Below are 20,709 nucleotides of genomic sequence, written 5' to 3'. Positions count from 1 at the left end.
ATCGACGGTTCGGGCCCTCCGGCCGACCGCCGCAGGATGAACAGGCGCCGGCTCAGTCCGGTGGGTACAGCGGCGGCAGCGGACCGGTTTCCCGCGGCGGGGCTTGGTGCCAGCGCGGTCCCCGGGCGAACGCCTCGCGCAGTTGCGCGCGGGCCGCAACGCCGTCGCCCCCGGCCCAGCGCGCGCGCTCCATCGCCTCCACCGCTTCGCGTTGGGCGGGGTCGGCGAGCCGTTCCAGCACCTGCGCCACGTCGCGTGCTGGCGGGCGGGCGAGCCCACGCAGCCGATCGGCGACGTCAGCGAAATCACCCGTGTCGAGTGCCTGGCGCAGTGCTTTCAGATCGGGGCGTGTAGAGGTGGGAGGCTGCGCGGGTGTCGGCGTCGCTGCTGTGGACCGTGCTGCCGGCGACCGCTGCACGGCCCAGACCAGGGTGAACAACCACAGCGCGGCGAACACCAGCGCGGCCAGCACCCAGGCGCGGTGCTCGCGCAGATTGGCGCGGGCGGTCGAAAGCGGCGTGCCCGTGGCCGCAACCGGGTCTCCGCCCGATGCCACCGGCGCAGACGAAGGCGGCATCGTGGACGCCGGCGCGCTACCCGACACCTCCCAGTCGAGCGCCGGCAGCCGCGTGGTCCGTGCCTTGCCGGCATTGACGTCCCACCATTCCATGCCGAACCCGGCCATCGTGACGGCGCCGCCGCGCGTAGGCACCAGCGAGAACCGCCGCGTCAGGGTGACCCGTGGCCGGCCCTCGACGAAGCGCTCGTCGGCCTGGACGGGCTCGGCGAAGACCTGCACGCCATCGATCGGCGGCAGCTGCAGTTCGGGCATCTGCGCGGCGCTGGCGCCGTCGGCCACCGCCTCGATGGTGAGCGTGGCCGCGCTGCCCACGGTGAGGTCCTGTGGCACGGACTGGTAGCGCAGTTGCAGGTCGTGCAACGGCAACCAGGGTTGCGCCGCGTCGTCAGGCACCGGACGCACTTCCAGGAACCGCGGTTGCGCCCGTGCGCTCAGCTCCCCGCTGCGCCCGAGGAAGTCATCGAAGAAGCCGACCGTCCCGCGGCCCTCGAACACCGCACCGGGGATCTGCAGGGTCCCACTGCGTTCGGGGATCAACAGGTAGCGGCGTTCGATCACGGTGTAGCGCCGGCCGTCGATCTCGCGGGTGTACTGGGCGTCGTCGCCCACCTGCCGCAGCGAAGCGCCGTCCGGCTGCGCCTGGTCCAGCTGGCCGGAGACCAGCGGCACGGCCGAGTACAACCTGACCACCCAGCCCACCGCCTGCTGCACGTACGGGTCGCGGTCGTCGGCCTCGCTTTCCATGAACACGTCGTCGCCCGCGCGCGCCGGCACGGCGGCGCTGGAAGGGGTGACCACCAGCGACAGCGGCGGGGTGGTGGCAGTGCCGACCGTGAGCGCCGGGATGGTGATGACGCCGTCGCTGCGTGGCTTGAGGGCGACCGCATGCAGGGTGCGGGTCTGCATGCCGCCGCTGCCGAGCGAAACCTGCCGACTGCTGCTGCGGCCACTGATCTGGAAGGCGGACTGCAGCGGCGTGTAGTCCGGCGTGGCCGAACCGTCGGTCTCGATGTTGAGGGTTACCGTTTCACCCAGGGCGATGCGGTCGCGGTCCAGCCATGCGCGGGTCTGCGCCAGTACGCTGCTGGCGGCCATGCACAGCAGGAGCAACGACAGGGCCTGCAACCAGGCGCGGTATCGATGTGCCGAAGGAATGGATGCGTGCTTCATCGGGGCTCCCAGCCTTGTTGCATCTGCCGGCGCTGGTGCTCGAGCCGGAACTTCTCGCGCAGCAGCCCGCCGGGATCATCGGGAATGCGCCGCAACCAGGCTTCATTGGCGAGGCGGCGCTCGCGTTGTTCGGGGGTCTCGGTGGCCTCGGCGGGGGTTTCACCCTCTTCTGCCGATGGCTGCGTGGCGTCCTGCAGGGCCTTCCGCATCTGTTCGCGCTGCGCCGCATCGGCCGCCGACTGGGCTTCGGCGTCGGGTGGCGGGGTGTCGCTGTCGCGTTCGGACGGTTTGTCGGCACCGGCGTCGTCGGGCCGGCCTTCGGGCGGGGGCGCCGCGTCGTCCGCGTCGCTGTCCCCGCCCGCGCCCGACGGCTGGCCTGCACCGGGCGAACCCTGGCCGTCACCCGGTTGCTGGCTGTCGTCGTCCCCGTCCTGCTGGCCGGACTGGGGGCCTTGCGGGGGTTGCCGGTTCATCGCCGCCTCGACCGCTCGCTTGTTGGCGATGGCGTCCTCCATGCCGGGATCCTGGCGAAGCGCCTCCTCGTAGGCCTCGATCGCCTGGGGGTAATGGCCCGCCTTGGCGAGTGCGTTGCCACGGTTGTAGTCCGCGTCCGCACCCTCGACCTGGGCGTAACGCTCGGCCGCGTCGTCGAAGTCGCCGTTCCGATACGCCTCGGCGGCTTGCTGCATCTGCTGGTAGGCACGCTGGTCGGGCCGTTGCCAGAGGTCGCTGGCCGCCACCCGTCCCGGCCACCACAGCACCAGCACCAGCATCACCGCCGGCGCGCCGCGGCGGAACGCGAGCAACGCCAGCAGCATCAGCGGCGGCAACAGCCAGAACCCGCCGTCCTGCCAGCTGCGTCCGCGCTCCCCGGGCTGGTGGGTACCATCGCCGGAGCGCGGTTCGAGTACGCCGAGCGCATCCAGGTCGCCGCGGTCGCTGGTGATCGTCGCGTATCGGCCACCACCGGCGGCCGCCAACTCCCGCAGCGAACCGGGATCGAGCCGCACCGTGGCAAACCCACCGCTTGCAAGCCGGTAGGGGGCACCGGCGGTGCTGCCCACACCGAGGGCCGACACGCGGTACCCCTGCGCCGCTGCGTTGGCCGCCGCGTCACGCGCGGCCGCATCTGCGTCGTCGGTCAGCACCAGGATGTCTCCGCTGTCGAAGCCGGCCTGGCGCAATAGACCCGTCGACCAAGCAATCGCACGATCCAGCCGCTGGCCGTCCACCGGCATCACGCCCGGATGCAGCGCATCGAGGAACAGCGCGACGTTGGCGGCATCCGGCGTAAGCGGCGCGACGGTGAAGGCGTCGTCGGCAAACGCGACCAGCCCGACTTGGCCACCATCGCGTTCGGCCAGCAGTGTCGCCACCTTGGCGCGCGCCTGGGCGAGCCGGCTGGGAGGCACGTCGGCGGCCATCACGGTGCCGGACAGGTCCAGCGCAATCACCAGCGGCGAGGCGCTCTGCCACAGCGGTTGCTCGACCTGGCGCCAGCTGGGGCCGGCCAGTGCCACCACCGCGAGGGTCCAGCCCAGTGCGGCGATGAGCGCGGGAGCGCTCTGGGCGCGGCCGCCGGTCTTGCCCAGCAGCGCCTGCAGGAGGTGCGGGTCGACCGCCTCGCGCCAGATGCTTGCCCGCCGCCTGCGCGACCGCCACCACATCGCCAGCAGCGGCAGCGCGAGCAACGCCCACAGCCACGCCGGGCGGAGAAAGTGAAGCGCCGCCAGGTCCGCAGCGAGCCCGGAGGCGTTCATGCGCGCCTCCATCGGGGCCTTACGAAAGCCAGCAGTGCAAGCGCCAGTGCGCCGCCGAGTGGCCACGCATAGCGCTCGATCCGGGGCCGGACCGCCTCGCCAGGACGCTCGACCGGCTCGAGCCGGTCGATCTCGGCATAGATGCCGGCCAGCTCGGCGGTGTCTCGTGCCCGGAAGAAGCGTCCGCCGGTCGCCTCGGCGATGCGGCGCAACGTCGTTTCGTCGATCTCGTCGCCGGCGCCGGGCATCGGCAGCTGGAAGCCGAACAGCGACATCGATCCCTCGCCGCCGAACGCGATCGTGTGGACGCGCACACCCGCGTCGGCCGCGAGTTCGGCCGCCTTCAACGGATCAAGCAGCCCGGCCGTATTGACGCCATCGGTCAGCAGCACCAGCACGCGCGGCTGGTCGTCGGTCGCGGCCACGTCGGTGCGCTGCCGCAGGCGCTTCACTGCAAGGCCGATCGCATCACCAATCGCGGTCTCCTGCCCGGCCAGCCCGACCACGCTGTCGACCAGTTGCTGGCGGACGGTCTCGCGATCCAGGGTCAGCGGCGTGAGCACGTAGGCACGCCGCCCGAACACCAGCAGGCCGACCCGGTCGCCGGCGCGGCGATCGAGGAAGTCGGCGAGCACGGCCTTGGCCGCAGTGAGCCGGTCGACCGGACGGCCACCCAACTGCATGTCGGGTTCACTCATGCTCCCCGACAGGTCGAGCGCCAGCATCAGTTCGCGCCCGGCCTGCGGGGGCTGCACCGCCTCGCCCAGCACCTGCGGGCGGGCCGCAGCCACGCACAGCAGCGCCCAGGCGAGCCAGGGCAACCACCGCATCCCGCCAGTGGCACGGGCGGAAGCGTCTGCCGTCACCCGCCCCAGCCGGTCGCCGAACGGGACCTCAAGCGCGGGGGCCGTGCTGCGTCGCGCAGGCAACAGCCACCGTGCGAGCCAGGGCAGCGGCAGCGCCAGCAGCAGCCACGGCCAATCGAAACCGTCCACGCCTGGGAGCGCGGCGGCGAACTGCTGCAGCCACTCGCTCGTGCTCATTTGGCCGACATCCAATGCAGGAACAGCGCGCGCGCGACCGGTCGCAGCGCGGCCACCTCGGCGGCATCCACCTGGCGTTGATAACCGCCCTCCAGCAGCAGTCGTCCCGCGCCGTTGCTGAAGGTGCCAGGAGGCCGTGGGGGCAAGCCGCCATCAAGGAACGCAAGCCACGCGTCGCCCTGCAGCCGGTCCGCCGCGGGATTACGGCGACGAGCCGCGCGCCGCAACAGGTCGGACATCGCAGCGACCTCGGCCGACGGTGTCGCGGCTGAACGCACCGCCCGGTCGAACACCTCGGCGATCATGGCCCGGCGACGGCGACGGCGCAGTGCCCATGCGATGCAGCTCGCGACGACGATGACGACCGCCGCGATCACCAGCCACCACCCCGGTGCCGGCGGCCACCAGGAAGGGGCCGGCATCTGGTGGATATCGCGCAGTACGAGGTCCGCGCCCGCCATCACGCCACCATCGGTCGCGCCCGGCCGAGCAATGGCAACCATGATTCGCTGGGCGCATCGGTCGACAGCGCCATCGCGCGGACTCCACGCGATGGCAGCGAGTCGAGCAGGTGCTGCACCGGAGCGGCGAACTCGGCATGCCAGCGCTGGCGCTGGCCCTGATGCTCCAAGTCGACCTCGACCCGCTTGCCGCCGCTGTAGAACGGCAACACCGCCGCCGGCGGTGCGAGCTCGAGGGGATCGGTCATCAGCAGCACCACGACTTCATGGTGCTGAGCCAGCACTGGCCAGGCACGTTCGGGGAGCTCGGCCACGCTTTGTGGCTCGGCCAGTACGACCAGCCGAGAACCCGGCCGCAGGAGCCGGCGTGCATGGTCAAGCGCGACGCCCAGGCCGTCGTCATCGGCCGGCGGCGCGGTGTACCAGCGGGTCAATGCGTCGAGCACCCGCAGGGCGCCGCGCTGGCCGCCGGCCGGCGTCACCGGTGCCTCGCGGCTGCTGCCACGCAACGCCGCGATCCGGTCACCGTCGCGCGCCGCCGCCCACGCCGCGATCGCACCGGCCCTCGCGGCCTGTACCGACTTGAAGCGCGTGCGCGTGCCGAAATAAAGGGACGCTGCGGTGTCGGCGACGACCAGCGTCAGCCGCTCGCGCTCGGCCTGGTAGAGCTTTGTGTGGGCCCGGCCGCTGCGGGCGGTGAGGCGCCAGTCGATGTGCCGGGCATCGTCGCCGGCGATGTACTCGCGGGACTCGGCGTACTCCATGCCACGGCCGCGCAGCGGCGACAGCGCCTGGCCCGCGGTGCCGTGGCGGCCCAGCCGTGCCTGGCGGCGTCCGCCAGCCAGCGCGCGCAGGCCGACCAGTTCGGCGAGCGTCGGGGTGATGCCGTCGCTCACGCCGCGCCTCCACCCCGGCGGTGACGAAGCATCATGGCAGCGGCACCCGGGCCAGCAGCTCGTCCACCAGGAGCGCGCCGTCCCAACCTTCGGCTGTCGCTTCGTAACTGGGCAGGATGCGGTGGCGCAGCACGTCCGGTGCAACCGCCCGGACGTCGTCGGGATTCACGTAGTCGCGCCCGGCCAGCCAGGCGTGCGCGCGGGCACACCGCTCCAGCGCGATCGACCCGCGCGGGCTTGCTCCCCACGCGATGCGCGGCGCGAGCGCCGCGTCGTACCGGGCCGCATCGCGGGAGGCCAGCACCAGCTCCACCAGGTAGCGCTCCACCGCCGGCGCGACATGCAGGTCCAGCACCGCCGCGCGGGCAGCGAACACGTCCTCCTGAGTCAGCCGCAAAGTAGGCGTGGCCACCGGGCGCATCGCGTCGCGTGCACGCTCGCGGGCCAGGCGGAGGATCTCGGTTTCGGCGCCGGCGTCGGGATATCCGATCCGGACGTGCATCAGGAACCGGTCGAGCTGCGCCTCGGGCAGCGGGAACGTGCCCTCCTGCTCGATCGGGTTCTGTGTCGCCATCACCAGGAAAAGCGGCGGTAGCGGATAGGTCGCGCGACCGACGGTGACCTGGCGCTCGCCCATCGCCTCCAGCAGCGCCGACTGCACCTTGGCCGGCGCGCGGTTGATCTCGTCGGCGAGCAGGATCGGGTGGAAGATCGGTCCCGGCTGGAACTCGAAGCGGCCATCCTGCGGGCGCCAGACCTCGGTGCCGGTGAGGTCGGCGGGTAGCAGGTCGGGGGTGAACTGGACACGGGCGAAGTCGGCTTCCAGCCGCGCGGCCAGCGCCCGGATCGCGCTGGTCTTGGCCAGCCCCGGTGCGCCCTCGACCAGTAGGTGGCCGTCGGCCAGCAGGGCGATCAGCAATCGCTCGATCAGCGCCGACTGCCCGACAATCTCGCCGGCCAGCTCGTCACGCAGGTGACCGAACGCGGCGTGCAGTCGCGCATGGTCGTCGGCGGCCGGCACGGCAGCGCCGGCATGCGGCGAACCCGGCGTCGCAATCTCGTCCATGGATAACCTCGGGTGGGGAACGGCCCGAGTTTGACCCAACTCGGCCGCCGGGGTTCAGTCAGGCGCGACCGGGATTCAGCTTCCGCGACGGCCGGCACGTGCGCGGGGCCAACGCGCCCACAACGAAAACGGGGCCCGAAGGCCCCGTTCCGATCACGGTCCGCAGCGGTCAGCGATGATTGCGCTGCGCGACCTCGAGCACCTTCGGCGTCACGAAGATCAGCAGCTCGGCCTTCTCCTTGGAGCGGCCCTTCTTCTTGAACAGGTTGCCCAGGAAGGGGATGTCCCCCAGGAACGGAACCTTGCTGACGTCGTCGCGCTCGCGGAACTCGTAGACGCCACCGACCACCACGGTCTGGCCGTCCTCGACCAGCACCGCGGTGTTGACCGACCGGGTGCTGATCTGCGGCACGTCGCCGATGGAGGTATCGACGAAGCCCTCGATCTCGTCCTTCTTGACGTTGAGGTTCAAGAACACGCGGCCGTCGTTGGTGATGGTCGGGGTGACCCGCATCTCCAGCAGCACTTCCTTGAACTGCACGCTCGGAGTGGCGACGCCACCGGCCTGCGCAGGCTGGATGGTCACGTAGCCGACTTCCTGGCCCTGGCGGATCACCGCCTCGCGCTGGTTGCTGGTCACGATGCGCGGGTTCGAAATCACCTCGCCCCGGCCCTGCGTCTGCATGGCCGACAACTCGACGTCCAGCAGGTAGCCGGCGTTGAGGATCGACAGTGCGACCGCGCCGGCCGGGTTGGTCACCGCCAGGTCCGTCATCAGGCCGCGGGTGATCGTCGAGGTGCTGTTGAGGTTGTCGTCGTTGACGTCCAGGTTGCCGCTGAAGGCAACGTTGTCCTTGGTGCCGGTCAGGCCAAACCGCGCACCCAGCTCACGCATGAAGCTCTCGGTCGCCACGACCACGCGCGCCTCGATCACCACCTGGTCGACCGGGCGGTCGATCACGCGGATCAGCTCCTTCATCTCGGCGACCTTCTTGGGCGTGTCGCTGATCATGAGGGTGTTGGTGCGCTCGTCGGCCACCAGGCGGCCACGCGGCGAAAGGAAGCCGGTGTCGACATTGGAGCCCTGACCGCCCTGGCCGCCACCGCCGCCCGAGCCGCCGACACCCTTGGCCTCGGTCAGCGCCTTATAGATCTGGGCGGCGTTGTGGTAGTTGATCTGGATGTACTCGGTGACCAGCTCGACGCGGTTGGAAAGCGCGATTCGGGCATCTTCCTTGTCCTGCTCGTACTGGGCGATCTCCGACTGCGGCGCGATCCAGACAACGTTGCCGCTGCGTCGCTTGTCCAGGCCCTTGGCCTGCAGGACGATGTCCAGCGCCTGGTCCCAGGGCACGTTGACCAGCCGCAGGGTGACGTTGCCGGTGACGGTGTCGGAGGCGACGATGTTCAGCCCCGACTCCTCGGCGATCAGCTGCAGCACGGTGCGCACCGGCACGTCCTGGAAGTTGAACGTGACCGGACGGCCCGCGTAGCTGCGGCTGTCGCTCGTGGTGGAGATGGTCTGGCCCATCGCGGCGTTGCCGCCGTTGTCGGTCCGTGCCACCGCCGCCGGTGCGCGCGGCACGATTTCGACGATGTACTCGTTGCCCGTCTGGTAGGCCATCGACTCGAACGCGCCTTCGGTGTTGAGCACCAGCGTGGTGCCACCACCGGCGCTGCGCGCGTCGATCTGCTCGACCGGCGTGGCGAAGTCGGACACGTTGATCGGCTTCTGCAGCGAGGCCGGGATCGAGGCGTTTGCCACGTCGATGACGACGCGCGATCCCTGGGTCTGCAGGTCCGGGGCGGCACCTTCGCCGGTGAAGCGCAGGATCAGCCGGCCGGCGCCACCGTCACCCCGCTTGAAGTCGATATCCGACACCGAGATGGTGCCCGGCAACTGCTTGGCCGGGTCCGGGCTGGTGGCAGGCGCCATCTGCGTGATGAAGGTCGGCGTGAACGTCCCGCCCGCGGCGTCCGGCGATGCGGCCTGGACGCCGCTGAAGGCAGCTACCGCCCCAAGCAGCAGGCCGCAACCGGCGGTACGCGCGAGCGCCCGGGACAGGGGGCGCCGGGCAGGCAGCGCTCGAGTGGCTTTGAAAACGGTCATCGGTGCTATCCCCCAATCCTTATTGATCTTCCAACACGACGGTGGCCGGCCGTTCCAGCCAACCCCCCGCCCCGTCCGGAACCAGTTCAACCAACTCGATACGATCTTCGAACACGCCGGTCACGCGACCGTCGCTCTGCCCCATGTACGCGCCAGGCTGCACGCGGTAAGTCACCTTGTCGGGCGCCATCACCAGTGCCACGACGCTGTTGCCGCGGCCCAGCGTACCGACCATGTCGAGGCTGTCCAGCGGGAACTGCTCGAGCGTCTGCTTGCGACGGTCGGAGTCCGGGCGCGGACCGCTGCCGTTGCTGCGGTCGGTAAACGCATTGCTGAACGGGTCACGCAGCCCCTGGGCGGCGTACTCGAATGTTTCGAACTGCTGCATCACCGGCAGCGGATCCAGCGGCGGCGCAGGACGCGCCTTGACCTCGGCCACGAAGCTCTCGAGGTTGGGCGCCTCGCCCGGGGTGCTGGTCACGCCGCGCGAGCAGCCCGCCAGCAACACGAGCACCGCAGAGGCCAGCATCAGGCGGGGCATCGATGCACCGCCGCGAACGGTCAGCTCACGCATCTCAGGTCCCCTCCTTGCCGGTCTGCGCCGCGGTCGACTCGGCGATTTCTTCCTCGTCGAGGTAGCGGTAGGTCTTCACCGTGCCCGCAAGTTCCAGCGGAGCGTTGGCCGTGATGCCGACGCCCTTGCCTTCGCCACGCGGCTTCAGCGAGATGTCGTGCATCGTCATGATCACCACCCGCGGCAGCGAGGCGACGCCGCTGACGAACCCACCGAACTGGTGGTAGGTGCCCACCATGCGCAGCGCGATCGGCTTCTCGGCGTAGAACTCCTTGGGCTGCTCCGGACCGGGCTGGAACAGCTCGTTGCTGATGCCGGTGGCGAGCGCGGTCTGGGAGATGTCGACGATCAGGTCGGGCATCTCGGTCTTGCTCGGCAGCTGCCGCAGCATCTGCTGCAACTGCTGCTCCATCTGCGCGAGCTGCTGCTTCAGCGGCTCGAGGTTGGAGGCGCGGCCCTGCTTGGTCTCGAACTCGGTGCGCAGCTCGGTCTCGGTGCGCTCCAGGCCGGCAAGCTGTTCGCGCTGGTCGCGCACGAACACCCACCAGGCCAGGCCCACGATCACGATGCCGATGATCACGCACAGGCCGATCTTGGCCTGCTGCGGCCAGCCGCCGATGTTGTTGAAGTCCAGCTCTTTGATGTTGATCTTCTTGCTCACGACGCGGCCTCCTCGGTCGCGGGAACTTCCGCGGCGTCACCGGCCTCGACCGCGCCACCTTCCGCACCTTCGGCGGCGGGTGCCGTCACGGTATCGGCGGGCATCTCCGACATGGCGGCGGGCGCGGCTTCAACGTCCGTCGCGACCGGCGCGACCTCGGTGTCAACCGGCAGCGGGTCCGGGATGCCATCGCCATCCTCGTCACGAGGCGCGTTCGGGTTGGCCAGCTTGACCTGCAGCTTGAACACGTACGGCAGACCCTTGTCCTCGCCGCGGGCCTCGATGATGGCCAGCTCCGGGTTGGTCATCCAGCCGGAGCCTTCGAGGTTGCGCATGTAGGTACTGACGCGGGCGTTGGACTGCGAGCGGCCCTCGAGGGTCAGGATCTCGTTGTCCTGCTTGATCGACGTCAGCATCACGCCGTCGGGGATGGTACGGACCAGCGAGTCGAACAGGTGGACCATCTGCGAGCGGTTGGCCTGCAGCTTTTCGATGACTTCCTTGCGCGCCAGCAACTTCGCTTTCTGCTGGTCGAGCTTGTCGATCTCGGCGATCTGCGTGTCGACCTCGGCAATGCGCGCCTTGAGGAAGTTGTTGCGTTCGTTCTGGCCGTCGATCTGGCCGTTGTAGAAGCCGACGATGAGGAACGACAGCACCACGGCCGCCAGCGCCGAGAGCGCCAGCATCACCATGGCGTCCTTCTGCCGCTGCTTGCGGCGCTCGGCACGCCACGGAAGTAGGTTGATCCGTGCCATCAGTCGAAGCTCCTCAGCGCCAGGCCGCAGGCGATCAGCAGGGCGGGCGCGTCCTGGGCGAGGGCATGCGCCTGCACGCGCGGACCAAGGGTCATGTGGGCCAGCGGGTTGGCGATCATGGTCGGGACGCCCAGCTGCTCCTCGATCATCCCGGCGATGCCCGGGATGGCCGCGCAGCCGCCGGCGACGACGATCTGGTCGACGCGGTTGTACTCGCTGCCGGCGTAGAAGAACTGCAGCAGGCGGCTGATCTGCTGGACCATCGCCTCCTTGAACGGATCCAGCACCTCGGTTTCGTAGGTATCCGGCAGCCCGCCCTGGCGCTTGGCCAGGCCGGCTTCCTCGTAGCTGAGGCTGTAGCGGCGCATGACCTCGTCGGTCAGCTGCTTGCCGCCAAACACCTGCTCGCGGCTGTAGAGGCTGCGGCCGTTGCGGATGACGTTGAGGGTGGTCATCGTCGCCCCGGAATCGATCAGGGCGACCAGGCCGTCCTTCGGCGCGCTGAGCTGGTCGGCGAGGAGCGCGAACGCGTTCTCGATCGCGAACGCCTCCACGTCCATCACCTTCGGCGTCAAACCGCCGATCTCCAGCGCCGACGCGCGGACCTCGACGTTCTCGGCGCGCGAGGCGGCCAGCAGGACCTGCACCGACTCGTTGCTGCCGGGCACCGGGCCCAGCACCTCGAAGTCGAGGTTCACTTCCTCGATCGGGTACGGCACGTAGTTGACCGCTTCCAGCTCGACCTGCGCTTCCAGGTCGTCGCCTTCCAGGTCGGCCGACATCGGGATCACCTTCGTGATCACCGCCGAACCGGCCACCGCCGCGGCGGCGTACTTGGCCCGGGTACCGGACCGCGCGACCGCGCGCTTGATCGCTTCGCCGACCGCTTCGGGCTCGACGATGTTCTTCTCGACCACCGCGTTGGGCGGCAACGGCTCCACCGCGTAGTGCTCGACGCGGTAGCGGTTGCCCGCCCGCGACAGCTGCAGAAGCTTGACCGCAGTCGAACTGATATCCACGCCGACGAGCGCCGGCTGGCTCTTGGTAATGACACCCACTGTTATCTCCCCTTGCCACCAGGCGCTTGAGCGCTCTTTCCGTGGCCGCGTCCTAGATAACGGACTTTTTACGACCCCGCAACCATTCCATCCACTAATTGCCCACCAGTGCTCCTTTCTGCCGCTGGTGGTCGAACGGCTCGTTTCCCCGGCCGGCGTCGTCCCCGCGCTCCTCTATACTCCACAACCCCACTCACCCGCAATCCGGATCTGCTCGATGCCCCTACTCCGTCGCCTGCTGCGCTGGGCACTCCTGGCCGCGGCCGGCCTGGCCGTCGCATGCGTGATCGCGCTCGGCACAGTCTATTACCTGATCGCCCCGGAACTGCCCGATGTCGAGACGCTGCACGACGTCGAGATGCAGGAGCCGATGTACGTCTATGCCAGCGATGGTCGCCTGATGGCGGTGTTCGGGGAGATCCGGCGCTATCCGGTGGAGATCGCGGCGGTACCGGAGCGGCTGAAGCAGGCCTTCATCGCGATCGAGGACAACCGCTTCTACGAGCACCGCGGCGTGGACTACGTCGGCGTCGGCCGGGCGGTATGGTTGCTGCTGACCACTGATGACGAACGGGTGCCCGGCGGCTCGACCATCACCCAGCAGGTCGCGCGCCAGTTCTTCCTGAGCACCGAGTACAGCTACACCCGCAAGTTCGCCGAGATGATGCTGGCCTGGCGGATGGAGCGCGAGCTCAGCAAGGACCAGATCTTCGAGCTGTACCTCAACCGCAGCTTCTTCGGCAACCGCGCCTACGGCGTCACTGCCGCCGCCGAGTTCTACTACGGGAAGGACCTGGCCGAGCTGTCGCTCGATGAGATCGCCTCGCTTGCCGGCATTCCCAAGTTCCCCTCCAGCGGCAACCCGGTCAGCAACCCGGAGCGCGCGCGCATCCGGCGCGATTACATCCTGCAACGGATGGCGGAGCTGGGCTTCATCACCGATGCGGAGAAGTCCGCGGCGCAGCGCGCGCCCATGCACGCGACACCCCACGAGCCACCGATCCAGCTCTATGCCCCGTACGTGGCAGAGATGGTCCGCCAGGAGATGATCGACCGCTTTGGCGCCGAGGCGATGACCAAGGGTTACCACGTCGTCACCACGATCGACGCCGAGATGCAGCGCGCGGCCAACCAGGCGGTGCGCGACGGTCTGGTGACCTACGACAGCCGCCACGGCTGGCACGGCGTCGAGCAGCAGTTCGAACTGGCCGAGGGCGAGGACGCGGAGACGGCCAAGGCACACCTGCGCGGGATCGCGACCCAGACCGACATGCTGCCGGCGCTGGTGCTGGAGACCGGCGATGGCACCGCGACGGTCGTGCTGCGCAGCGGACGGGTGCTCACGCTCGGGCGCGACCAGGGCTGGAATGGCCGCAACCCCGCCAGCCTGGTCAAGCGCGGCGACGTCGTGCGCGTGCACCGCATCGACGACGAAGCGGAAGCCGATGATGGCAGCGCCGCAGCCGAGGAGGGAACGCCCCGCTACGCCTTGACCCAGCTCCCGCGCGCCCAGGCGGCACTGGTGTCGATGGAAGCCGACACGGGCGCACTGCGCGCGTTGACCGGCGGCTTCAGCTTTGCCGGCAGCAAGTTCAACCGCGCCACCCAGGCGACCCGGCAGCCCGGCTCCAGCTTCAAGCCATTCCTGTATGCCGCCTCGTTCGAGCGCGGCTTCAACCCGGCCTCGATCGTGCTCGATGCGCCGGTGGTGTTCCGTGACCGCGCCGGCAACACCTGGCGGCCGCAGAACGACGACGCCCGCTTCCTCGGACCGATGCGCCTGCGCGAGGCATTGGTGCGCTCCCGCAACCTGGTGTCGGTGCGCCTGCTGGATGCGATCGGCGTGGATTACGCGCGCAAGTACATCAGTCACTTCGGGTTCGAGGAGGACCGGCTGCCGCCGAACCTCTCGATGTCGCTGGGCACCGCATCGCTCACCCCGTTGTCGATCGCGCGGGGATACGCCGCGTTCGCCAATGGCGGCTTCCGGGTGACGCCGTGGCTGATCAAGCAGGTGAAGGACCGCGACGGCGCGGTGATCTTCGAGGAGAACCCGCTCACGGCCTGCCCGTACTGCGGCGGCGGCGGCGCGCGCCGCCAGGCGGCCGGCAATACCAATGGCGGCACGGTCGTCGGCGGCTTCAACCTCGGGCCCGCCGCGGCACCGGCTGAACCGGCTGAACCGGCTGAACCGGCGGCAGCCGAGCAGCAGGCGAAAGCCGCGCCGGTCGAGCCGCCGGCCGACATGAAGGTCGCGCCGCGTGCCATCGACGGCCGCATTGCCTACCAGCTCCAATCGATGCTGCGTGACGTGGTGCAGCGCGGTACCGGCACCCGCGCCAAGGTGCTCGGGCGCGAGGACGTGGGCGGCAAGACCGGTTCCACCAACGAGCATCGCGATGCCTGGTTCTCGGGACTCGGAGGCGGGCTGGTGACGACGGTGTGGGTCGGTCGCGACAACTTCGAGTCGCTTGGTCGCGGCGAGTACGGCGGCAAGGCCGCGCTGCCGGTCTGGATCGACTTCATGCGGGTTGCGCTGGAGGACCGTCCGGTTGCCGAGAACCTGCCGCCGGACGGCATGGTCGAGGTCGGCGTGGCGGCCAACGGCAGCCTCCTGCCCGCGAGCGGTGGTGGCATCACCGAGTGGGTCAAGACCGAAGACCTGGAACGCATGCAGGCGTATGCCGAGTACGACAGCTACGGCCCGGACGCGCGCCAGTCCGAGGAGACGTTCGACATCTTCTGAGCGTGCTAGCGTGGACGCGCCGGGCATCCGGCGCGATGTTGTCCACCCGGATGGAGGTCGCTATGCCCCGTCGCAAGCAGGCAAGCCAGGGCAAGGCGGAAATGGCGGGGCACCATGCCCGCCATGCCCAGACACGCATCCGTGAACGCCGTGAGCGGGTCGCCGGCGAGGCCGCCCGCCTCATCGCCGAGGGCGGCCTGCGCGACTACCACCAGGCCAAGCTCAAGGCTGCCCAGCGGCTCGGCATTTCCGACGACGCCTCGCTTCCGCGCAACCGTGAGATCGAGGACGCGCTGCGCGAGTACCAGCGCCTGTTCCGCCCCGACCACCAGGATGAGCTGCGCCGGCGGCGCGAAGCCGCGCTGCGTGCCCTGGATTTCTTCGATCCGTTCGATCCGCGGCTGGTCGGACCGGTGCTGGAGGGCACCGCCGACGCGCGCAGCCCGGTCACGCTGTTCGTCCACAGCGACGATCCCGACGCAGTGCCGCGATTCCTCGAAGAGCGCGGCATCCCGGCCGAAGCCGGCGGGCGGCGCCTGCGGCTGGACAGGGAGCGCAGCAGCGACTTTCCGGTGTGGTTGTTCACCGCCGAGGACCTTGCGTTCGAACTGACCGTGCTGCCCTGCCTGCTGCTGAGGCAGGCGCCGCTCTCGGCGATCGACGAGCGCCCGGTGCAGCGCGCCAACGCCACGCAGCTGCGCGAGCTGCTGACGCGGCAGGAGATCGACGACTACGGCGGCTGATGCGCGCACGGCCCGAAACGAAAAACGCCCCGCAGTGCGGGGCGTTTCCGTGTACCGGGTGTCGCGTGCGGTCAGCGGCCGTCGATACCGACGTAATCGCGCTTGGGCGAGCCGGTGTAGATCTGCCGCGGACGGCCGATCTTGTTCTCCGGGTCGTCCTGCTGCTCCAGCCAGTGCGCGACCCAGCCCGCGGTCCGGGCAATGGCGAACATCACGGTGAACATCTCCACCGGGATGCCGAGCGCCTTGTAGATGATGCCGCTGTAGAAATCGACGTTCGGATAGAGCTTGCGCTGGACGAAGTAGTCGTCCTTCAGCGCGGCTTCCTCGAGCTTCATCGCCACGTCGAGCAGCGGATCGTTCACGCCGAGCTGGCCGAGCACCTCGTGGGTCATCTTGCGCACCAGCGCAGCGCGCGGGTCGTAGTTCTTGTAGACGCGGTGGCCGAAGCCCATCAGGCGGAAGCCGGACTCCTTGTCCTTTGCCTTGTCGATCGCCGACTGCACGTTTTCCGGACGGCCGATCTCGTTGAGCATCTTGAGCACGGCTTCGTTGGCGCCACCGTGCGCAGGTCCCCAGAGCGCCGCGACGCCGGAGGCGACGCAGACGTACGGGTTGGCACCGGTGGAGCCGACCAGGCGCACAGTCGAGGTCGACGCATTCTGCTCATGGTCGGCGTGCAGGATGAACAACAGGTCCATCGCTTTCGCGGCGACCGGGTTCAGCTCCAGCGGCTCGCTCGGCACTTCGTACAGCATGTGCAGGAAGCGCGTGGTGTAGTCGAGGTTGTTGCGCGGGTAGCGCAGCGGCCAGCCGACCGAGTGGCGGTAGCAGGCGGCGGCGATCGTCGGCACCTTGGCGATCAGGCGGATCGCGGCCAGGCGGCGCTGCTCCGGGTCGTCCAGGTCGAGATCGTTGTGGTAGAAGCTCGCCATCGAACCGAGCATGCCGACCAGCATCGCCATCGGGTGGGCGTCGTGGCGGAAGCCGCCGAGGAAGCCCTTGAAGGCCTCGTGCATCATCGTGTGATGCGTGACCTCGTGCTCGAACGAGGCGAACTCGTTGCGGTCCGGCAGCTGGCCGTTGATCAGCAGGTAGGCCACCTCGAGGAAGCTCGACTGCTCGGCGAGCTGTTCGATCGGGTAGCCGCGGTACAGCAGCACGCCCTCGTCGCCGTCGATGTAGGTGATTGCCGACTTGCAGCTCGCCGTCGCGGTGAAGCCCGGGTCGTAGGTGAAGTGGCCGGTGGCCTTGGGCAGCTTGCCGATGTCGATGCACGGTGCGCCGATGGTGGGACGCTGGACCGGCAGCTCGACGCTGCTGTCACCGACGGAAAGGGTCGCCTGGGCGCTGGAAGATGTTTCGGACACGAAGCACTCCTCATGTCTGCACGTCCGCGAACCGGTCGGGGACGGAGGGGGGATGGACAAGAACGCGGACCGCACCGCGATCTCCCAATTATCGCACAGTGCCGTACCGCATGGTCCCCGGTGCACGACGCAACACAGCGTTCCCGCGGAGGCCGGGCCGGGGCACGGCCCTCCCCGCAAAGGCCGGGCGGCGGAAACGACGACGGCCGCCTCGCGGCGACCGTCGTGGATGCAGCTTGCGTCTGCGCTTACTTGGCGTAGCGCTTGCGGAACTTGTCCACGCGACCGCCGGTATCCATGATCTTGTGCTTGCCCGTGTAGAACGGGTGCGACGCCGACGAGATGTCGACCTTGATCAACGGGTACTCGTTGCCGTCCTCCCACTTGACCGACTCCTTGCTGCCAAGGGTCGAGCGGGTCAGGAACTGGAAGTCGCTGGTCACGTCCTGGAACACGACTTCGCGGTATTCAGGATGGATGCCGGCTTTCATTGGCACTCACCAATTATGCGGAGGGAAGCGCGGCAGTATAGCGGCCGTTCCGGGAGCGACGCAAGCCCGTTGTGCGCACGACTAACGCGCCGCCAGCGCGGCCTCGATGCGGGCCTCGAACCGGGCCTGGTCGTAGCGCATCAGGATCGCGGCATTGTCGGGTGAGCCGCCGCGGCGCTGCCAGTCCACCACTGTTGCGCCGCGGCTGTGGTGGCCGGCCAGCTCCACCGCCAGGGGCCGTTCGACCACCTCCAGCGCGGCCGACGGCTCCAGCGCGTAGGCCATCGCCAACGCATCGGCCGAATGCCAGCGATCGCCCCGGCTATCGCCCGCCCACTGCCGGGTCTTGCGCGAGATCTCCTCGTAGAACGTCGCCCGGGGATGGCCGCACGCCAGCCAGCGCTCGACATCGCGGTGTGGGAACCCGTGCTCCATCACCGCCTCCCAGTCGGCCAGGTCGACCTTCGGGAAGGCGTCGAACACGATGTGGGCGGCTTCCGGGTCGAAGCCGATGTTGAACTCGGCGACGGCGCTGGTGTTGCCGCGCCCGGTCACCGCGCCGCCCATCACCACCAGCCGTGCCACGCGGGAAGGCAGGCCGGGATCGAGCCGGAGCGCGAGGGCGAGGTTGGTCAACGGACCCAGCGCGACCAGCAGCAGGCGGCCGGCGAACTCGTGCGACAGTCGCAGGATCGCAAGCGCGGCGTGCTCGCCCTCCGGCTGGCGCGCGGCCGGCGTGTAACCGATGTCGCCGAAGCCGTCGCGGCCATGTACGTAGCCGGCATCTTCGGCCATGTGCAGCAGCGGGGTGGCGCATCCGGCAAACACCGGCACGTCCACGCCGGCCACTTCGCACAGCTTGAGCGCGTTGGCGACGGTATGCGGCAGCCCGACATTGCCGGCCGCGATCGTCAGCCCGACGACCTCGTGGCGTGGATCGTTGAAGGCCATCAGCAGGGCGAGCGCGTCATCGACGCCGGGGTCGGTGTCGATAAGCAGCGGAATGCGATCGGTGTCGGGGGGCGTGTCGGTCATTGCCCGATTATGCCGGCAGCCCCGACCCGCGCGTCAGGCGCCGGCATAGCGCACCGCCCCGCCTACCCACCGCGCGACGATCGCATCGGCCACCGTTGGCGATTCGGCCAGCAGGCGCTCGCCGATGGAATGGACCTGGGGCAGCAGGTCGGCATCGCGCGCGAGGTCGGCCAGGCGGAAGCCGGCCAGGCCGGTCTGCCGCGTACCCAGCAGCTCACCCGGGCCGCGCAGTTCGAGATCGCGTTCGGCGATCAGGAAGCCGTCGCTGGTCTCGCGCATGGTCTCGAGCCGTTGCCGCGCCAGCTGCGACAGCGGCGACCGGTACAGCAGGACGCAACTCGACGCCGCGCTGCCCCGCCCCACCCGCCCGCGCAACTGGTGCAACTGGGCCAGGCCGAGCCGCTCTGCGTTCTCGATGATCATGAGCGAGGCGTTGGGCACGTCCACGCCAACCTCGATCACCGTGGTAGCGACCAGCAAGCCGATCGCGCCGGCCTTGAAGGCGGCCATCGTCGCCTGTTTCTCGGCGGCCTTCATGCGGCCATGGACCAGTCCGACCCGAAGCCCCGGCAGTTGCGCCGACAGGGTCTCGAAGGTGGTCTGGGCGGCCTGTGCCTCGATCCGCATCGTCGCCCCGGGGCGGTCGTTCTCCTCGGGGTCGTCGATCAGGGTGCAGACCCAGTAGGCCTGCCGGCCCTCCGCGCACGCCGCACGGATACGCTCCACCAGCTCGGGGCGTCGCTCGGCGCTCAACGCCACCGTTTGGACCGGCGTGCGGCCGGGCGGCAGTTCGTCGATCGCGGACACGTCCAGGTCGGCGTAGGCCGACATTGCCAAGGTCCGCGGAATCGGCGTCGCGGTCATCACCAGCTGGTGCGGCACGGTGGCGCCCGCGCCGATCTCGCCCCCACCCCCCTTGTCGCGCAGTGCCAGGCGCTGGTGCACGCCGAAGCGGTGCTGCTCGTCGACGATCGCGAGGGCCAGGTCGCGAAACGCGACGCCTTCCTGCATCAGCGCATGGGTGCCAAGCACCACCTGGGCCTGGCCACTTGCCACCGCTTCGAGCACCTTCGCGCGCGCCCGTCCGGTCACCTTGCCGGCAAGCCAGGCGACCTGCACGCCGAGCGGTTCCAGCCAGCCGCGCAGGTTGGCCAGGTGCTGCTCGGCCAGCAGTTCGGTGGGTGCCATCAGCGCGGCCTGTCGGCCGTGGGCGACGGCCAGCATCGCTGCCAGCGCGGCCACCACGGTCTTGCCGCTGCCGACGTCGCCCTGCACCAGGCGCAACATGGGCGACGGCTGCGCGAGGTCTGCCAGGATTTCACCGAACACGCGCTGTTGGGCGCCGGTCAGTGAGAACGGCAGCGATGCACGCAGGCGCGCCGCCAGCGTGTCGTCGTGCAGGACCGGCGCGGCATGCGCCTGCTGGGCGATGCGCTGGCGGCGAAGGCTCAGGTGGTGCGCGAGCAGCTCCTCCAGCACCAGCCGACGCTGCGCCGGGTGGCGCCCCTCGAGCAGTTGCGCGACGTCGGCATCGCGCGACGGGCGGTGCACGGTGAGCAGTGCTTCGCGCAATGGCGGCAACTGCATGGAGGCGAGCACGTGCGGCGGCAGCAGCTCCAGCGTGCCGTCCTCGGGAAGGCGGTCGAGCGCGAGCCCGATCAGCCGTCGCAGCGCAGCCGGGCCGATACCCTCGATGGCCGGGTACACCGGGTCGAGCCGGTCGCCGAGCGCGTCCCCCTCGGCATCATCGAGAATGCGATAGCTGGGGTGGACGATCTCCAGCCCGTTCTGGCCGGGCCGCGGCGTGCCGTAGCAGCGGATCCGGACGCCCGGCTGGAACTGGTTGACCTGCGCCGAACGGAAATGGAAGAAGCGCAGCACCAGCGTCCCCTGCGAGTCGTCGCAGACCGCCACCCGCAGCAGCGGCCGGTAACGGAACCCGCGTTCGACCGCTTCGACCCTGCCTTCGACCTGCGCGGCCACGCCCGGCTGCAGCGCCCGGATCGGGGTCAGCCGGGTGCGGTCTTCGTACTGCCGTGGCAACTGCAGCCACAAGTCCTGCAGGCAGGCCAGGCCGCGCGCGGCGAGCTTCTCGGCCACCTTCGGGCCGCAGCCCGCCAGCGCGGTCAGCGCGGTATCGCCGACCGCCGCCAGGGCGGGTGCGGGGCGGGCGGCGCGCCTGGCCAAGCC

At 69.7% G+C, this 20,709-nt stretch carries 17 protein-coding genes; 2 read left to right on the top strand and 15 right to left on the bottom strand.

Annotation, left to right across the window (positions count from 1 at the left end):
• Window positions 1–52 precede the first annotated feature (52 nt).
• The 11 genes from KOD61_RS03045 to KOD61_RS02995 form a co-directional block, all read right to left on the bottom strand.
• Window positions 53–1,750: a BatD family protein gene (locus KOD61_RS03045; RefSeq protein ID WP_215219596.1), complete on the bottom strand. Its 1,698-nt coding sequence runs from the start codon at window positions 1,748–1,750 to the stop codon at window positions 53–55.
• A complete protein-coding gene (locus KOD61_RS03040; RefSeq protein WP_215219595.1) occupies window positions 1,747–3,510 on the bottom strand; it encodes a VWA domain-containing protein in 1,764 nt (587 codons plus the stop codon). The genes KOD61_RS03045 and KOD61_RS03040 overlap by 4 nt, the downstream gene beginning before the upstream one ends.
• Window positions 3,507–4,553 (bottom strand): vWA domain-containing protein, encoded by a 1,047-nt coding sequence (locus tag KOD61_RS03035; RefSeq protein WP_215219594.1) that lies wholly within the window; start codon window positions 4,551–4,553, stop codon window positions 3,507–3,509. The genes KOD61_RS03040 and KOD61_RS03035 overlap by 4 nt, the downstream gene beginning before the upstream one ends.
• Window positions 4,550–5,014 (bottom strand): DUF4381 family protein, encoded by a 465-nt coding sequence (locus tag KOD61_RS03030; protein WP_215219593.1) that lies wholly within the window; start codon window positions 5,012–5,014, stop codon window positions 4,550–4,552. The genes KOD61_RS03035 and KOD61_RS03030 overlap by 4 nt, the downstream gene beginning before the upstream one ends.
• Complete coding sequence (locus KOD61_RS03025) at window positions 5,014–5,910, bottom strand: DUF58 domain-containing protein (protein ID WP_251370636.1); 897 nt, start codon at window positions 5,908–5,910, stop codon at window positions 5,014–5,016. The genes KOD61_RS03030 and KOD61_RS03025 overlap by 1 nt, the downstream gene beginning before the upstream one ends.
• A gap of 31 nt (window positions 5,911–5,941) precedes the next feature.
• Window positions 5,942–6,976, bottom strand: coding sequence for an AAA family ATPase (locus KOD61_RS03020; protein WP_215219592.1), 1,035 nt, complete (start codon window positions 6,974–6,976; stop codon window positions 5,942–5,944).
• Window positions 6,977–7,145: 169 nt separating this feature from the next.
• Complete coding sequence (locus KOD61_RS03015; protein WP_215219591.1) at window positions 7,146–9,086, bottom strand: type IV pilus secretin PilQ; 1,941 nt, start codon at window positions 9,084–9,086, stop codon at window positions 7,146–7,148.
• 19 nt (window positions 9,087–9,105) lie between these two features.
• The gene (locus tag KOD61_RS03010) at window positions 9,106–9,627 is read right to left on the bottom strand and encodes a pilus assembly protein PilP (protein WP_251370682.1); all 522 of its coding nucleotides are present in this window, start codon (window positions 9,625–9,627) and stop codon (window positions 9,106–9,108) included.
• A gap of 34 nt (window positions 9,628–9,661) precedes the next feature.
• Window positions 9,662–10,321 (bottom strand): type IV pilus inner membrane component PilO, encoded by a 660-nt coding sequence (locus tag KOD61_RS03005; RefSeq protein ID WP_215219589.1) that lies wholly within the window; start codon window positions 10,319–10,321, stop codon window positions 9,662–9,664.
• On the bottom strand, window positions 10,318–11,076 hold the full coding sequence (locus KOD61_RS03000; RefSeq protein WP_215219588.1) for a PilN domain-containing protein: 759 nt from the start codon (window positions 11,074–11,076) through the stop codon (window positions 10,318–10,320). The genes KOD61_RS03005 and KOD61_RS03000 overlap by 4 nt, the downstream gene beginning before the upstream one ends.
• Window positions 11,076–12,134 (bottom strand): pilus assembly protein PilM, encoded by a 1,059-nt coding sequence (locus KOD61_RS02995; RefSeq protein ID WP_215219587.1) that lies wholly within the window; start codon window positions 12,132–12,134, stop codon window positions 11,076–11,078. Before KOD61_RS02995 ends, KOD61_RS03000 begins: the two co-directional genes overlap by 1 nt.
• Before the next feature lie 217 nt (window positions 12,135–12,351).
• Here KOD61_RS02995 and KOD61_RS02990 point away from each other — a divergent pair, with 217 nt between their 5' ends.
• Together KOD61_RS02990 and KOD61_RS02985 are read left to right on the top strand one after the other, a co-directional pair.
• Window positions 12,352–14,880 (top strand): penicillin-binding protein 1A, encoded by a 2,529-nt coding sequence (locus KOD61_RS02990; RefSeq protein WP_215219586.1) that lies wholly within the window; start codon window positions 12,352–12,354, stop codon window positions 14,878–14,880.
• A gap of 101 nt (window positions 14,881–14,981) precedes the next feature.
• The gene (locus KOD61_RS02985) at window positions 14,982–15,623 is read left to right on the top strand and encodes a hypothetical protein (RefSeq protein WP_215220257.1); all 642 of its coding nucleotides are present in this window, start codon (window positions 14,982–14,984) and stop codon (window positions 15,621–15,623) included.
• A gap of 71 nt (window positions 15,624–15,694) precedes the next feature.
• Here the strand turns inward: KOD61_RS02985 and KOD61_RS02980 are convergent, their stop codons facing one another.
• The 4 genes from KOD61_RS02980 to recG form a co-directional block, all read right to left on the bottom strand.
• The gene (locus KOD61_RS02980) at window positions 15,695–16,993 is read right to left on the bottom strand and encodes a citrate synthase (protein WP_215219585.1); all 1,299 of its coding nucleotides are present in this window, start codon (window positions 16,991–16,993) and stop codon (window positions 15,695–15,697) included.
• A gap of 248 nt (window positions 16,994–17,241) precedes the next feature.
• Entirely contained in the window at window positions 17,242–17,484 is a 243-nt protein-coding gene (locus KOD61_RS02975) for a type B 50S ribosomal protein L31 (RefSeq protein ID WP_215219584.1), read from the bottom strand.
• 81 nt (window positions 17,485–17,565) lie between these two features.
• The gene (locus tag KOD61_RS02970; RefSeq protein WP_215219583.1) at window positions 17,566–18,519 is read right to left on the bottom strand and encodes a nucleoside hydrolase; all 954 of its coding nucleotides are present in this window, start codon (window positions 18,517–18,519) and stop codon (window positions 17,566–17,568) included.
• A 33-nt stretch (window positions 18,520–18,552) separates the two neighbouring features.
• Window positions 18,553–20,706 (bottom strand): ATP-dependent DNA helicase RecG, encoded by a 2,154-nt coding sequence (gene recG, locus KOD61_RS02965; protein ID WP_215219582.1) that lies wholly within the window; start codon window positions 20,704–20,706, stop codon window positions 18,553–18,555.
• Between the last annotated feature and the right edge of the window lie 3 nt (window positions 20,707–20,709).

It is taken from the genome of Lysobacter luteus, from assembly GCF_907164845.1.
GTDB classification, from domain to species: domain Bacteria; phylum Pseudomonadota; class Gammaproteobacteria; order Xanthomonadales; family Xanthomonadaceae; genus Novilysobacter; species Novilysobacter luteus.
This window is presented reverse-complemented; position numbering and strand designations above follow the sequence as displayed.